This window comes from Paraglaciecola polaris LMG 21857, from assembly GCF_000315055.1.
Taxonomy (GTDB): domain Bacteria; phylum Pseudomonadota; class Gammaproteobacteria; order Enterobacterales; family Alteromonadaceae; genus Paraglaciecola; species Paraglaciecola polaris.
Genome location: NZ_BAER01000044.1, coordinates 149,638 through 165,644, shown reverse-complemented (window position 1 = coordinate 165,644; position 16,007 = coordinate 149,638). Strand labels below are relative to the sequence as shown.

At 42.2% G+C, this 16,007-nt stretch carries 9 protein-coding genes; all 9 read right to left on the bottom strand.

All coding sequences use genetic code 11. The features are described from left to right. Window positions 1–20: 20 nt before the first annotated feature. Window positions 21–1,931, bottom strand: coding sequence for an ATP-binding cassette ATPase Uup (gene uup / locus GPLA_RS08945; protein ID WP_007104560.1), 1,911 nt, complete (start codon window positions 1,929–1,931; stop codon window positions 21–23). Next, window positions 1,928–2,164, bottom strand: a complete 237-nt coding sequence (locus GPLA_RS08940) for a glutaredoxin family protein (protein WP_007104559.1) — start codon at window positions 2,162–2,164, stop codon at window positions 1,928–1,930. Before GPLA_RS08940 ends, uup begins: the two co-directional genes overlap by 4 nt. Continuing rightward, the gene (rlmKL, locus tag GPLA_RS08935) at window positions 2,157–4,262 is read right to left on the bottom strand and encodes a bifunctional 23S rRNA (guanine(2069)-N(7))-methyltransferase RlmK/23S rRNA (guanine(2445)-N(2))-methyltransferase RlmL (RefSeq protein ID WP_007104558.1); all 2,106 of its coding nucleotides are present in this window, start codon (window positions 4,260–4,262) and stop codon (window positions 2,157–2,159) included. Before rlmKL ends, GPLA_RS08940 begins: the two co-directional genes overlap by 8 nt. A gap of 139 nt (window positions 4,263–4,401) precedes the next feature. After that, entirely contained in the window at window positions 4,402–4,938 is a 537-nt protein-coding gene (locus tag GPLA_RS08930) for a cell division protein ZapC domain-containing protein (RefSeq protein ID WP_007104557.1), read from the bottom strand. Window positions 4,939–5,055: 117 nt separating this feature from the next. Beyond that, on the bottom strand, window positions 5,056–6,063 hold the full coding sequence (pyrD, locus tag GPLA_RS08925) for a quinone-dependent dihydroorotate dehydrogenase (protein ID WP_007104556.1): 1,008 nt from the start codon (window positions 6,061–6,063) through the stop codon (window positions 5,056–5,058). A 70-nt stretch (window positions 6,064–6,133) separates the two neighbouring features. After that, window positions 6,134–10,972 carry an NAD-glutamate dehydrogenase gene (locus tag GPLA_RS08920; protein ID WP_007104555.1) on the bottom strand — a complete coding sequence of 1,613 codons (4,839 nt, stop codon included), beginning with the start codon at window positions 10,970–10,972 and terminating at the stop codon, window positions 6,134–6,136. A gap of 284 nt (window positions 10,973–11,256) precedes the next feature. Then, complete coding sequence (locus GPLA_RS08915) at window positions 11,257–13,572, bottom strand: efflux RND transporter permease subunit (RefSeq protein ID WP_007104554.1); 2,316 nt, start codon at window positions 13,570–13,572, stop codon at window positions 11,257–11,259. Between the two features lie 6 nt (window positions 13,573–13,578). Continuing rightward, window positions 13,579–14,577, bottom strand: coding sequence for a YCF48-related protein (locus tag GPLA_RS08910; protein ID WP_007104553.1), 999 nt, complete (start codon window positions 14,575–14,577; stop codon window positions 13,579–13,581). Between the two features lie 60 nt (window positions 14,578–14,637). Next, a complete protein-coding gene (locus GPLA_RS08905; protein WP_007104552.1) occupies window positions 14,638–16,005 on the bottom strand; it encodes a DUF1329 domain-containing protein in 1,368 nt (455 codons plus the stop codon). Between the last annotated feature and the right edge of the window lie 2 nt (window positions 16,006–16,007).

Below are 16,007 nucleotides of genomic sequence, written 5' to 3'. Positions count from 1 at the left end.
CTGATTTCTTTTGTGTGTTGTTATTCAGTTAACGCTTCCAGTTCATCCCATCTTGCATATGCCTCGCTGAGGCGACTTTCGGCATCAGCGAGCTGAGCTAAAGTCTTTGATGTAGAATCGCTGTCTTGCTTAAAAAAATCGCCGTCACTTATTTGCGATTGTATTTGCGCCACTTCATTTTCTAATTTGTCGATAGAAACCGGCAGTTTTTCCAGTTCAAGTTGTTGCTTATACGACAATTTTTTACTTTGCTTACTCTGAGGCTTGGTCTTAGGACTCTCACTTTGTCGAGAAGTTTCAGTCTTAGCTTTATTGGCTTGTTTGGATACGGCATTTGCTGCATACCATTGATAGATATCAGCATAACCACCAACAAATTCTTTGATTTTTCCCTCACCTTCAAAGAACAGACTTGAGGTCACAACGTTGTCCACGAATTCCCTATCATGGCTGACCAGTATAAGAGTTCCTTTATAATTACCCAGTATGTCTTCCAGTAACTCTAACGTCTCTACGTCCAGATCATTGGTCGGCTCATCGAGAATAAGTAAGTTATTTGGTTTAAGCATGAGTTTTGCCAATAACAAACGGTTCTTTTCCCCTCCAGATAAAGAACTGACGGGTACGTTTACTCTTTCAGGGGTAAACAAATAATCCTGTAGATAACTAATAACATGTTTACTGTTACCGTTAATCTCTACTTCGCGCTTACCATCTGCGATGGCATCAATTACTTTAAGAGACACATCAAGTTGAGAACGATGTTGGTCAAAATACGCTAACTCAATTTTGGTTCCACAATGCACGGAACCAGACGACGGTTCTAATTGCTCAAGCAATAGCTTAATTAATGTACTCTTGCCGCAACCGTTCGGGCCGATGAGCGCAATTTTGTCGCCACGGAAAATAGTGAAATCTAAATGGTCGACAATATTTTTATTGTCTATTTGATAACTAAGGTTCTCGGCTTCAAAAATAATCTTGCCTGAGTTCTGGCCTTGCCCAACTGTAACTATCGCACGGCCTTGTACTTCACGGCGTTCACTGCGCTCATTCCGCAAGGCTTTCAGGGCGCGAACACGTCCCTCATTACGAGTACGACGGGCTTTAACACCTTGTCTTATCCACGTCTCTTCCTGACTTAATTTTTTGTCGAATAGTGCATTTTGCGTTTCTTCCACTTCTAAGTCATGGGCCTTTTTATCCAAATATTCTTGGTAGTTTCCTGGATAGCTAACAAGCTGGCCACGGTCTAAGTCTACAATGCGGGTGGCAACGTTACGAATAAATGCTCTATCGTGGCTGACAAATACCACTGCGCCTTGATAATCAAGTACCGTGTTTTCTAACCATTTGATCATACTGATGTCTAAATGGTTAGTTGGCTCATCTAATAATAAAATATCAGGTTGGTTGGCTAACGCTCTCGCCAAGGCTGCTTTACGACGCCAGCCACCGGATAATGAAGACAATTGTTGATCAGGATCGAGCTTAAGCTGGGTTAACACCTGCATGATTTTCTGTTCAAATTGCCAAGCATTATGATGATCAAGTTGCTGCTGCAGTTTCTCAAGCTTGTCCATTTGCGCTTCGCTGTAGTCCGTTGCGATAACGTGAGTCTGGTGGAAGTAAGCTTTTAAAATCTCCCCCACTTCGGCCATACCCTCGGCAACATAGTCAAATAAACTACAATCGACACTCTGGGGGGGATCTTGTGGTAATCGTGATATTTTAACTTGATTACCCACTAATCTCTGACCATCGTCAAGTTTCAATTCATTGGCAATAATTTTTAGTAACGTAGACTTGCCACAACCATTTCGGCCGACAAGACAAACCCGTTCACCAGGATGGATCACTAATTCAACACCGCTTAATAGTGGCGGGTGACCAAAGATAATACTGGCATTTTTAAGCTGTAATAAACTCAAGACAAAAACTCTCTTAATTGTTGTTCGTTGAAAGGCCACCCGAGCTCTTGCTCTGAGTCTTGGCGTTTCAGTACTGGGATCCGTGCACCATATAAATGGTATAATTCGGTCGACGTTTTGACATCAACCTTGGTATACAAAGCGTTTGGTGCAACGTGATTGAAAATAACTTCAGCATCGTCACACAGGCAACATTCTTTGCCTGAATAAAATAAAATGGCTGAATTAGACATTGAGTGTTAATACCCAACATCCGTGTATCTTAGGATTACGTTTAAAGTCTTCAGGCAGGGTTTTCTGAGTAATATTCTCGATACTCAAGCCTAACTTCCCTAATCCTTCTTCATCTAATTTAAACTGACGGAGATTATTGGAAAACATAATTTCGCCACCTGGACGTAAACACGTAACCGCATTGCTCGATAATGCAACGTGATCACGCTGTACGTCCCATGTTGTATCCATACGTTTTGAGTTTGAAAACGACGGAGGATCAATAAAAATAAAATCGTACTTATTGTTATGTCTCTCTAACCATGTCAAACAATCCGCCTGAATAAACTCATAGGGCCCTTTTAGGTTGTTCAACGCAAAATTCTCTTTTGCCCAATCAATATACGTATTCGACATATCAACTGTGGTAACAGATTTCGCTTTACCTATAGCCGCGTGAACGGAAACACTGCCCGTGTAGGCAAAAAGGTTTAATACGTCTTTATCTTTTACCCTTTGCTGAACCAACTGACGAGTAAGGCGATGGTCTAAAAACAAACCCGTATCCAAATAATCAGTTAAATTCAGTTTAAACTTGGCTCCGTTTTCAAAAACCTCGAGGGTTTTCTGTTTTTGAGAGACTTTTTCGTATTGGCTTTTACCTTTTTGCTGCGTTCTAACCTTCATCACTATCTGTTCTGATGGCACATCGACACATTGCGGCAAAGCGACAATCACTTCATGTAAGCGACGTTTAGCTTTTGCTGCTGGCACATCTTTCGGTGCGGAATACTCTTGAACCACCAACCAGTCACCATATCGATCAATTGCGACGTTATATTCTGGCAAATCGGCATCGTAAATACGGTAACAATTTGTATTTTCGGTCTTAAGCCATTTGTTTAAGCGCTTTAAGTTCTTAGCAAGGCGGTTAGCAAAGTCATTATTGCTCAGGGACACTTCCCGAGTGATACAGTTCTTTTCGTCTAAAGCAAAATTAACAAGTTGGCATTCTAGCTTGCCATTCATCAACTTATATTCCTTGTGAGCAAACATTTTCATGCTGCGCAGCAAGTCACGGTTTGACGTGAGTAATGACAAATTCCAACCTTTGAAGTGTTCTTTGAGATTTGCTCCCCATGCTTGGAACACTGGAAGCAATGCGGTGATTTCACTCAAGCGTTCACCATAAGGAGGATTACTAACGATATAACCGGCTGATTGTCCTTTAACTGGTGTGACCTTACATGCGTCAATAGTATTGAATTGAATCGCTGAAAAGACGCCCGCTGCATCGGCATTTTCTTTGGCAATAGACACCACACCGTGATCAATATCACTGGCGCAAATCACCGTATCCGACTCAATTATTTGAGACTCCGCATCGGTCAATAAAGACTGCCATAATGTTGCATCGTGCTGCAGCCAGCGGTTGAATCCCCAGTTCTGGCGTTTCAATGCAGGGGCAATATTGGCAGCCATAAGTGCCGCTTCGATAGCAATGGTACCTGCACCACACATAGGGTCTAGCAAAGGTACTGTTTTATTATTCGCCCAACCACTGCGTACTAACATGGCACATGCAATATGTTCTTTTACCGGTGCTAATCCAGTTTTTGTACGGTAGTGACGTTGATGCAAGCTTTGGCCCGATAAATCGAGATACACAGTTAACTTGTCACTCCACATCCGCCCTTGCAAACGAATATCAGGGGCAATTTTACTCACTGACGGACGCGATTCAAACAACACATTGAATTGGTCAACAACCGCATCCTTAATTTTTAACGCGCCGAACTGGCTGTTATTAATACAGTGGCTAGCGCCAATAAAATCAACAACGAACGTACTGTCAACGCTGAAATGTGAGGTCCAGTTTACGCTGCTGGTAATTTGGTATACATCTTCAGCACTGTCCACATGCCCTTCTGCAACTTTAAGTAAAACCCGATTGGCTAAACGCGACCATAGACAAATTTTATAAGCCTGCTCGATTTCACCGCTAAACAACACCTGACCGGGCTTGGTTTTCACGGATAATTGCGGACATAGCGCAGATATTTCTTGGGCAAGAAGCTCATCGAGCCCCTTAGACGTAGTGACTAAAAATTCAAACATATACCAACTCAGTTAATTCTTCGGGCGCGATTATACGGTAATAACAGACTTATCACATGGCTAAATGCATAAAAATCTGATTGTTAATCAGAAGATAAAAATAAATGTGGCGGAGAGTTTTAGTGTGGGAAGGAAACGTTTAAGCACGTTTATATACTGGGATATCAGCAAGGTAAGGGATTAAACGGTCGTTCATGACTTTAATTATGTCAAACTGCGACAACGTTTTGTTATGGCTAACAGCAAATTCATCAGAAATGAGCATACAGGTTGCACTGGTACCGTCTTGCTCTATCACTACCACCTGCCCTAAGGCCGCGCTATCGTCATGGGCAGCTTCAAGCATCGCAAGCTGACAATGTACACCATTTGTTGCCTGCGATTTATACAGCCAACTTTTCATACAAACTGGCTTATGAAACTTTAATGCAGCTGTCGCATTTAACAATACCTGTACCAACTGCCCCTCAGTGAGCGTTACGCCGCTGCTATCTAAATTCTCCGCTAACGCAACATAGTGCTCAGTATCTTCAAGGCTAAATAATTGTTTTTCGCTAGGTAAATTAATTAAATTCTTCAACGCAAAAGGCACCACAAACGTTAGCGTGTCACCTAAATCAAGACGCAGTTCGTTGTCGTGTGAATACCAAAACCAATTTGTATTTGGAAGCAGCATAATTCCATAGCCTATTGAGAATTTAATCCTTAATAAAAACTAGCATAAAAGGCAGTGAAATCATGCACTTTTCGTAATACTTAAAGGTGATAAAAGACCACGATCACGCATTGATCATTATAACGAATCTACGATCTCTTTTATTAATTTCGGACCTTGGTAGATCAGCGCAGAATAGACTTGAATTAAAGGCGATCCGGCCTCGATCCGCTCTTTCGCGGCGCGGGGTGAATCAATCCCCCCTACACCAATAACAGGCGCACGCCCAGCGAGCTGACTACACAATGATGCAACGATCCGCTGACTCTTGTCAGTGAGTACTGACCCACTCAGACCGCCAGCTTCATCAGCATGTTGCAAACCTTTAACGGCATCGCGATCAAGCGTGGTGTTGGTCGCGATCACACCGTCGATCGAGGAGGTTAAAAAAGAATCAACCATCGAGCTTAGTTCAGAATCCTCCAGATCAGGAGCGATCTTGATTAGAATGGGGACACGCTTCTTATGCTCAATCTCAAGCTTGCCCTGCTCCAATTTTAAACCCTTTAAAAGCTGTGTAAGAGCATCACCATATTGCAAGTTCCTTAAGCCTGGAGTGTTAGGAGATGAGATGTTAATCGTGACGTAACTGGCGTGCTGATAAACCTTGCGTAAACAGATTAAATAGTCATTCAACGCTTGGTCTTCTGGAGTCGATTTATTTTTGCCTATATTGATCCCAAGTACCCCCGTGTAACGAGCTTTTTTCACTTGCCCCACGAGATAATCAACCCCTTTATTATTAAACCCCATACGGTTAATAATCGCCCGCCCTTTTGGTAAACGAAACATTCTCGGTTTGTCATTGCCAGCCTGAGGTTTAGGGGTCACTGTACCGACTTCAATAAAACCAAATCCCATCGCTGCGAATGCATCAATGCACTCAGCATTTTTATCTAGTCCTGCCGCTAAACCGACTGGATTTTTAAAATGTAAACCTAAGCACTCTACTGGTTTATCAGCAATTCGCTGTTTGTAGGCCAAATTCAAAAATGTATGTTGTGTGCGCTTAAGCCAATTAATTGTAAAGTCGTGGCTCCACTCCGCATCTTGAGTGAATAGAAATTTTTGTAAAATGGCGTACATGGTATATTTTTTCCTCAGACAAAAAAAAGCCCCAGTTGATCACCAGGGCATTAAGACGGTACGTTTAATATTAAGCGTTAGCGTTTATGCTAAGCAACATTAATTCACGTAATGCGACTGAAAACTTCGCAAATTCATGAGTACTACTGGTTTTGAATTCTGACATCATACTATACCAGCGCTCTAATAGAGCCTGATTATGTTCCATCCATGTACCAAGAATCATTTCAGCATCGTCACTTTTTGGTGCGCCAGTCAGCAATACGATTGCTAATGCCCTTTGTTGCCAATCAAGTTCTTCACGATATGAAGCGCGCGCAAGTGCTTGCCAGTGATTAGAAACCGTCTGATTGTTTATCTGTTCTAAGAACCAGTGCAACTCAAGACGCGAACCAAGTCGGAAGTATAAACTGGCAACCAATTTAATACTGCGTCCTTCTGCCTTAGCAATTTGTGCTAAGTCTAAGCACGGGAACAAATTACTTAAGCTGGCGACCTTGTAGGCAATATCCTCAGGCACACCATCTTTCTTAAGGCGTGCACAATTTGCTTCAAGTTCTTTGTATTCACCTTCAACAAGATAGTCTTTAAGGTTTTTAAACAAATCAGCAAAGGTTGAGGCATAGCTGTCGATGGCGTCTTGAATTCCCATGGATTTTACGCCGTGACGTAAATACCAACGCGAAGCTCTGCGTAAAGTACGGCGCATACTTTCTAACATTGAAAGTTGCGTTTGGGCACTGACTTTATTGTCCAATGCTTCAACTTCAGCCCAAAGACCTTCCATGCCGAATATGCCTTTGACAACACAATAAGCATTGGCTATCTCATCAATCGTCGCCCCTGTTTCTTCTTGCATACGAAAGACAAAATTCATACCCATGTCATTGATCAAGTTATTGGTCAACTTAGTGGCAATAATTTCGCTGCGCAATGGATGTTGTTCCATTTGCTCGGCGTAACGTTTTTGCAGCACTTCCGGAAAAGCACTCACGAGTAATTTTCGATGATAAGGATTATCAGTCAGCTCAGGTATGTTAAAACGTTCTTTCAACATCATTTTTCCGTACGCGATAAGCACAGATAATTCAGGACGAGTCAGACCTTGTGACACAGCTAAACGGTCAGAAATCTCATCGTCAGTTGGAATAAATTCCAGTTCTCGATTTAAGTTACCTTCTTTTTCCAAATTATGGATAAAGCGCAATTGCTCTTTTAACTGACTGCCGCCGCTTAGTTGTGTAATCGAAATCGATTCTGTTTGGCGATAACAATCTTGGATCACTAAATCGCCCACATCGTCGGTCATTTCAAATAGCAAATTATTGCGTTGCTTGAGGGTTAAATCACCAGCACTGACCAAGGCGTTGAGTAAGATCTTAATGTTTACTTCGTTATCTGAACAGTCAACGCCACCCACATTATCTATAAAGTCGGTGTTCACTCGCCCGCCATTGCGGGCAAACTCAATTCGTCCAAGCTGGGTTAAACCTAAATTTCCCCCTTCGCCAATAATTTTGGCTTTCACTTGTGAACCATTTACACGGGTATCATCATTTGCGCGATCCCCGACTTGCGAATGGCTTTCTTTGGTACTTTTCACATACGTACCGATACCGCCGTTCCAAAGTAAATCGACTTCCATCTGCAATACATTATGGATCAACTCGTTTGGTGTCATGGTGAGCTGTTTTGTGCCCAGCCATTTTTTCATTTCGAGCGTTAACTTAATTGACTTAGACGCACGGCTAAAGATATCACCGCCGCTAGATATCAGCGATTTGTCATAGTCGTTCCAACCTAGAGAAGGATTATCGAACAAACGTTTACGTTCGGCATAACTGGCTTGCACGTCAGGCGCTGGGTCAAAGAAAATATGTAGGTGGTTAAACGCACAAATCAACTTAGTATGCTGGGATAACAACATACCGTTACCAAATACATCACCGGCCATATCGCCCACTGCCACACAGGTAAAATCAGTTGTTTGACAATCCACGCCCATTTCACGGAAATGACGTTTCACCGACTCCCAACCACCTCGAGCAGTAATGCCCATTTTCTTGTGGTCGTAACCAATACTGCCGCCAGAGGCAAACGCATCGCCTAACCAGAAATTAAATTCTTCAGAGATACCATTTGCGATATCGGAAAACGTAGCGGTGCCTTTGTCGGCCGCCACAACTAAATACGCATCATCTTCGTCAAGACGCACAACATCACGAGGATATACAATTTTTCCATCCACTATATTGTCAGTGATGTCGAGCAAGCTGCGGATAAAAATTTTATAGCAAGCTTGGCCTTCTTTTTGAAAAGCTTCCCGGCCTTGGTTAACTGGCAAATTCTTACACACAAATCCGCCTTTAGCGCCGACAGGCACAATAACGGTGTTTTTAACTTGTTGTGCTTTGACCAAACCCAGAATTTCGGTACGGAAATCTTCTTGTCTATCTGACCAGCGTAAGCCACCTCTCGCAACTTTGCCGCCGCGAAGATGCACCCCTTCTATGCGCGGTGAATAAACAAAAATCTCAAATTTTGGCCGCGGCAATGGCATATCAGGAATAAGCTCAGGCAACATTTTAAACGATGCATATGATTTCTCATTGCCTTGGGCGTCACTTTGATAAAAATTAGTACGAGTGGTTGCTAAGATAAGATCCAAGTAGCGACGGATAATACGGTCGTCATCGAGATTCGACACGTTATCCAGATGCTTTTTCACTTCATTTAATAATGTGTCTTCACGCTTGGCCGAGCGGCGTACTTTTGGATTGTAGCGCTGATTAAATAATGACGCCAAAATCTTAGCGATATCAGGATAATGGGCTAACGTGTTAGCAATATAATCTTTACTGAATGAACTACCGATTTGACGCATATATTTAGCGTAAGCACGCAAAATAGTGACCGTTCGACCTGGTAAACCAGCCCCCAATACCAAGCGGTTAAAGGCATCGTCTTCTAATTCATTTGACCAAACCTTTGCAAACGCATCTTGGAAAAGTGTTTGGGCGCGCTCTAAATCCATGCGATTACTGGTACTGTGTAACATGGAAAATTCCATGATCCAATTGACGTCACCATTGCTTGATTTAACCCGATACGGGCTTTCGTCAATCACGCGAAGACCAAAATTTTCCAGCATGGGCAATACAGCAGATAAATGAATCGGCTCATTTTTGTGGAACAATTTTAGTTTCACAACTTCGCTGTCATTCGCTTCTTCTTGAGGCCGATAAAACAACATATCTAGAGTATGTTCAGCGCTGAGTAACTCAATTTTTTCCAAATCAACTAAGGCAGCACTGGGTAAGTTTTGTTCTTTATAACTTGGTGGAAAAGCATCTTCGTATTTTTTCTCAAGCACCTTACCAGCGGCTTCGCCATAGGTCGCTCGAATTGTCGCCGTTAATTTATCATTCCAACTTTTAGTCAGTTCGATAATATTCTTTTCAATTTCCTTCACGTTATATTCCGAATTGTTGTCTTTCACTCTGACAATATACTGGGTTCTGGCATACACTGATTCTGAGAAGTAAGTCGTAAACTCCACGTCCTCTTGGCTATTAAACGATTTTTGCAGTAATGCTTGGGTATCTTTACGCAATTGCGTGTTGTAACGCTCTCGAGGCACGTAAACCATGCAAGAAATGAAACGTCCAAAAACATCTTTACGTACAAATAAGCGTGAAATTCCACGTTCTTGCATTTGAAAAATACCCAATGCAATTTGCGCTAACTCATCTTCGCTGCCTTGCAACAACTCATCCCTAGGATAAGTTTCAATAATATTCAAAAACGCTTTATAACCGTGAGAGTCTTTTTCAAAACCGGATTTTTGACAAATGCTGTCAATTTTAGTCTGCAAGACAGGCACTTGCGTAGCACTACTATTATAAAAAGACGCGGAATAAAGACCGATAAAACGCTCCTCACCAACGACATTCCCCTGCTCATCAAAACGTTTGATGCCGATGTAATCTAAATACGCTGGGCGATGCACCCGAGAGCGACTATTGGTTTTAGTTAACAACAGAGGATGGTTACTTAATGCTTCTTCACGGGCAGAGCCTGGAATATTTGACAACACCCGTTCACGTTCGCTGGCCGAGTTCTTCATTAAACCTAGGCTGGAGTCATTATCAGCCAACCATCGATAGTCACCTTTGACTGCCTTAGCGCTATAAGAGCGATAGCCCATAATGGTAAAGTTATGATCGTTTAACCAAGTTAAAAATTTAATCGTTTGTGCTTTTTGCGCTGCTGATGCAGGTGACGGATTATCTGGAAACCCCTTAATAATGTCGTTGAGTTTGTCACTCATCGCACTCCAATCCTGCACGGCTAATGATACTTCGTTCACCACTGACATTAATTCGCTAGCCAGACTGTCCAACGTCTTCTTCGTCGTTTGACGGTCTACTTCGATTAAGAAAATCGTTTCCTTAGTCGCATTTTTTACGTTCTTTTTCGCCTCCACAAACCCGTTGAATTTATGCTGCTCGTCACGTTGCAACGCAATCGGACTGTGCAGTAATAAATGCGCGGTTACCCCAACACGATTTAATGCCATGCGCACCGAGTCAACAAGAAATGGCATATCCTCAACTAAAATTTCAACTATGGTGTGGGTTGACTGCCAACCATGTTTACCTACCTCTGGATTAAATACACGGATAATTGGCTTACTGGCATCAAAGTTTAAAAACTTATTCCACAGGCTGAGGGTTGCTCCGTACAAATCACTATCACTGCGATTATCGAGGTCCTCTGTTGAAATATTGTTGAACAAAATACGAGAAAAATTTTTGACCAAGTCTACTTGGGATTTATCTACCTTTTTCTCAATAAGTTTGACTACGTTTTCTAACAAAACTGAATGCTGGTGTGTTGCAACCGTCATGTGTTTACCTATTCCTTACTCTTTTGGAAGTAACAGTGGTATTGAATCGACGCATTAACAATTTGTTACAATGCCAGTACCGTCGACGATAAATAATGAGATTAGACAATAGGCTGACATATATACAGTTTTTCGTCTATGTAGGACTATTCTCGCTAAAATAGACGACCATTAAAAGCCCTAAATTTACGCCAAATTTACATTTGAAATAGTTATCTGAATTTCGCACATAAAAAAAGGCCATACGGCCTTTTTTATGCAAAATTTTAAATAATTATGCGGAATTATTTTTGCTTACGCCAGAATACACTCGCCAAAGCTGGTAACACTATAATGGCTCCCATCATGTTCACTATAAACATGAAGGTTAATAAAATCCCCATATCCATTTGGAACTTCAGTGATGAAAATACCCATGTGCTCACACCAACGGCTAACGTAGCACCGGTAAACAATACGGCACTTCCTCGCTCTTTTAGCGCTTCGAAGTATGCTTGGCGTACTGCCATACCCGCTTTCAGTTTATGATTCATGGTAGACAAAATATAAATACCATAATCAACACCAATACCAACACCGAGTGCAATAACAGGCAAAGTCGAAACCGTTAAACCAATTTGCAAGTACGTCATTAGCGCTTGGGCCAACACAGATACCACATATAAAGGAATAACCACAGCCAATGTAGCGCGCAATGACTTAAAGCTGATGAGACATAATAAAATCACCGCCCCAAACACATACAACATCATCGGATTTTGCGATTCATCTACGGCTTCATTTTGAGCCGCCATCACACCAATAGGCCCTGACGCAAGTTTAAACTGCAACTCAGGTGTTTCAAAATCTACACGATATTCTTTTACCGCTTCTACCACGCGATTAATCGTCTCAGCTTTGTGATCCTTCATAAACAAGATGATAGGCATCACAGAACAGTCACCGTTTAATAAACCAGAAGAGGTATCGACCCGAGCGATATCTTGTACTAACGTTTGTTGGTTTCTAGGCAACACTCGCCACTTAGCATTACCTTCGTTGTAACCAGCATTAATAATTTTAGCCACGGACGCTAAACTTACCGCAGATTGCACACCTTCAATGTTTGCCATGCGCCACTGCAATTCATCAATCGAATTCATCACATCATAAGAGGTACAAGCATCTTTGGTCGTCTCGACTAGGATTGACATATAGTCGGTACTGATCTCGTATTTATCTGTAATCAAAAACGTATCTTGGTTATAGCGAGAGGACTCATGAAGCGCGGGTGCACCTGCGTGCAAATCGCCAATTTTCATTTTCTGTGCCTGCACCCAACCGAAACCAAACAATACAGCTGTTACGACTAAAATAACGATTGCAACTTTTGGGCTAGAGCATGCTGCAATCCAATCCCAAAACTTATCGGCACGATTTTCTTTACCAGCGAACTTTTGTTTGTATTTATCGTTAAATTTAACAAACGACATTAAAACAGGCAGTAACAATAAGTTGGTCAGAATGATCACTGCCACACCCATACTGGCTGTAATCGCTAGTTCTCGGATGATGCCAATATCGATCACCAGTAGGGTCATAAAACCTATGGTGTCAGATAATAAGGCAACACCACCGGGAATTAACAAAGTCGTAAAGGCCATTTTGGCAGCGTTAAAAGACGTGCTGCCTTTGGTGACCTCTTTGCCCACGGAGTTTATCATTTGCACACCATGGCTAATGCCAATGGCGAACACTAAGAACGGCACCAGAATAGACATAGGGTCTAAACCAAAACCAAGTAATGTTAACAATCCCATTTGCCAGATAACGGCAATGATCGAACATAACAGGGGCAAAAGCGTTAGCATCAGGGATTTACAGAAGAAATAGACCAATACTGCTGTTATCGCGATAGCAATGGCGAAGAAGACTAAAACATCTTTGGCGCCGTCAGCAACATCGCCAATCATTTTTGCGAAGCCAATGATATGAATGCTGATATCGTCAGTTTCAAATTGCACGCGAAGTTGAGTTTCAAGTTCATCAGCAAGGGCTAACGTATCAAGCTTTTCACCAGTCTCTGGATCTAAGTCCAATAGTTTGGCGTTGACCATGGCGCATTGATAATCGTCAGAGACTAAACTACCGACAATGCCCGCCTTTTCAATGTTGGACGAAACCTTGTCTAAACCCCGTTGCTCAGAAGAATTGAAATCGGCAGGTATAACTGGCCCACCGGCAAAGCCCCCTTCTACTATCTCAGTAAAACGTGTGGATGATGAAAATAATGATTTAACCAATGAACGGTCAACACCATTGATAAAGAACAATTGGTCATGAACATCTTTTAATGTATCAAAGAAGTTTTGATTGAAAATATCACCGTGTGTATCACACACCGAAACCAAAATGCTGTTCGCACCACCAAAATCATTCACATGCTTCATATAATTCTGCATGTACTCATGATTGAGGGGAATATTCTTGGTAAATCCCGCATCTAAACGAAGTTGTGACGATTGATAACCTAAAAAGACTGTTGCCGTTAAAAATACCAATAAGACAGCGATGCGGTTTTTGAAAATCAAGGATTCTAAAAATTTAATTATATTACTCATGAACGGCTACCGTGCTTGCTGCAAATGTTTAATGCCGTCAACCGACACTGCGATAATTTGATTGTTATAAAACACTCCATTAATAAGAGTTTGCCCATCGCTTTGCTGTTCATAGCTGACATCATCACCTTGAACGGTTACCACTGCGCCATTATTGCCCAACAAAACGGTTCGCGATGCGTCCACAGAAACAACTGCATTCATAGATGCTTTGCTGCCGGCATCCAATGCTTTCCATTCTTGCTCGTCATTATTAAAGATAAACACATTGCCGCGAAGGCCAGTCGCAATTAAATCACCGGATTGCGCTTTTACAATATTGAAAAAAGAGCCGTGATAATCGATGTCCATGCGTTTCCATGTACGACCTTTATCGGAACTCATCGCCAGTAAACCTGCTTCACCGGCTAAATAAATGTCATTACCTGAAATGGATACGCTGTTTAAATGCGGTAATATTGCGGCGAGTTCTTCTTTATAAAACGCCTCATCTTCCAGACGAAGTTCATTCAGATAATCTTGATCGTCTTGGTTTACAAACTCTGCATGTAATTCGCTCTGCCAGGTTTTTCCACCATCGACCGTGCGCAGAAACGCCCCATAAGCGCCAATCGCGATACCTTCATTTTTATTAAAAAACGCAACATCTAATAATGGTCGTTCTTGTTCAGGGGCATAGTATTGTACTTCCCAATCAAGGCCATTGTTTGCAGTATGTAAAATAACAAAATCGTGACCCACAGCCCAACCTTGTTGACCAACGAAATACACACCCGTTAATGTTGACGTTGAAGGCACATCAACTTGCTGCCATTTTTGTCCGTCAGTTGAGCGAATAATATGCCCCCGCTCACCGACAGCAATAAGTTGCTCTCCACTTTGGGTAATATCAAGTAATAAAGACTGATCAACTAACGGGGCTTGAAAACTGTTCTGGGCGGCTTGAACAGTGGATAAGGGTGCAAGTAAAACGGCAATCACTGCACTTGCAAGGGATAATTTCATAGTAATTGGGTTCCATCAAAATGAAAACGGTTGGCAATGGCCAACCGTTTTTTTACTCGATTAGCGTCTACCGGCTCGGCGCATCGCCTCGGGGGTAAATTCGCGATCTTTTAAATCTGCATTAAACTCGTACATTTTCTCTTCGTTATCTAGTCCTAACGCTAAGTAACGACGAGAGTTCAAGTCATGATAAACATCTAGCGTTGACCATTGTGTGGGTACTTCATAATAATTAATACCATGAGAGATACCTACTCGGTACAATTCGTTGCGATTGTCGTACATATCCGCAACTTGAATTTGCCAGCTATCTTCATCTATAAAAAATACGCGTTTTTGATAGATATGACGGAATTCAGGCTTAAGCGTTGCTTCTACTACCCATACACGATGCTTTTCAAAGCGCGTTAAGTCTGGGTTGATGTGACCAGGTTGAAGAATATCTTCATATTTCACTTTATCGCTGTGTAGGTGGTAGTTGTTGTAGGCCACATACAATTCTTTTTTGCCTTTTAGCTCCCAGTTATAACGATCTGGGGCACCATTGAACATGTCAAAATCATCTGAGGTACGTAAACCATCAGACGCTGTACCTGGGGCATCGTAAGCAACATTCGGAGCACGACGAACACGGCGTTGACCGGTATTGTAAGTCCATGCTTGACGAGGTTCGCGTATTTGGTCCATCGTTTCATGCACCAACAAAGCTGTGCCTGCTAAGCGCGCAGGTGACGTAACACTCTGCTTGAATTTAGAAATGACATTTTCTTCAAGTAGTTTTTCACGGGTTGCATCTTTAGCTGAATACTTCTGCATCAACTCTTCTTCAAAACCGATTACGTTATAATCACCAGAAGCCGTAGGCGCTGCTTGACCCGCATAACGTTTAACGCTTTCACCGCGATAACGTAATATGTGGTTCCAAATAGTTTCTACCCCATTCTGTGGAATAGGAAATGGAATACCAATAGCCGCATTTTTAACGCCATTGCCATCTTGCACTAACTCAGCCATCACCGCATTTTTCGCAGTTTCATCGTAGACGAACTGTGGTAATGAAGCTGAACGACGAGTTTGGTATATCGGCATTTTGTACGTATCAGGGTAAGCTTTAAACAGCTCTTTTTGCCCATCAGTTAAAAACTCTGCGTACTCTTGGTAGTTTTTAGCCGTAATATTAAACAGCACTTTATCATCGGCAAACGGATCAGGATGATGGTCTCCGACTTTATAACCTGCTGGAACTTCAGTTATGCCGCCAGTCCATGCAGGTATACTACCGTCTGCATTTCCCGCTTTCACTGCGCCAACGGGCGTCAGTTCAGCGCCTAATTTAGCCGCTTCAGCTTCGGATACTTTGGCTTGTATCAAGCCGGAATTGAATGTTAACGCCATTGCAGACGCGATGAGAGCAAATTTTCTAATCATAA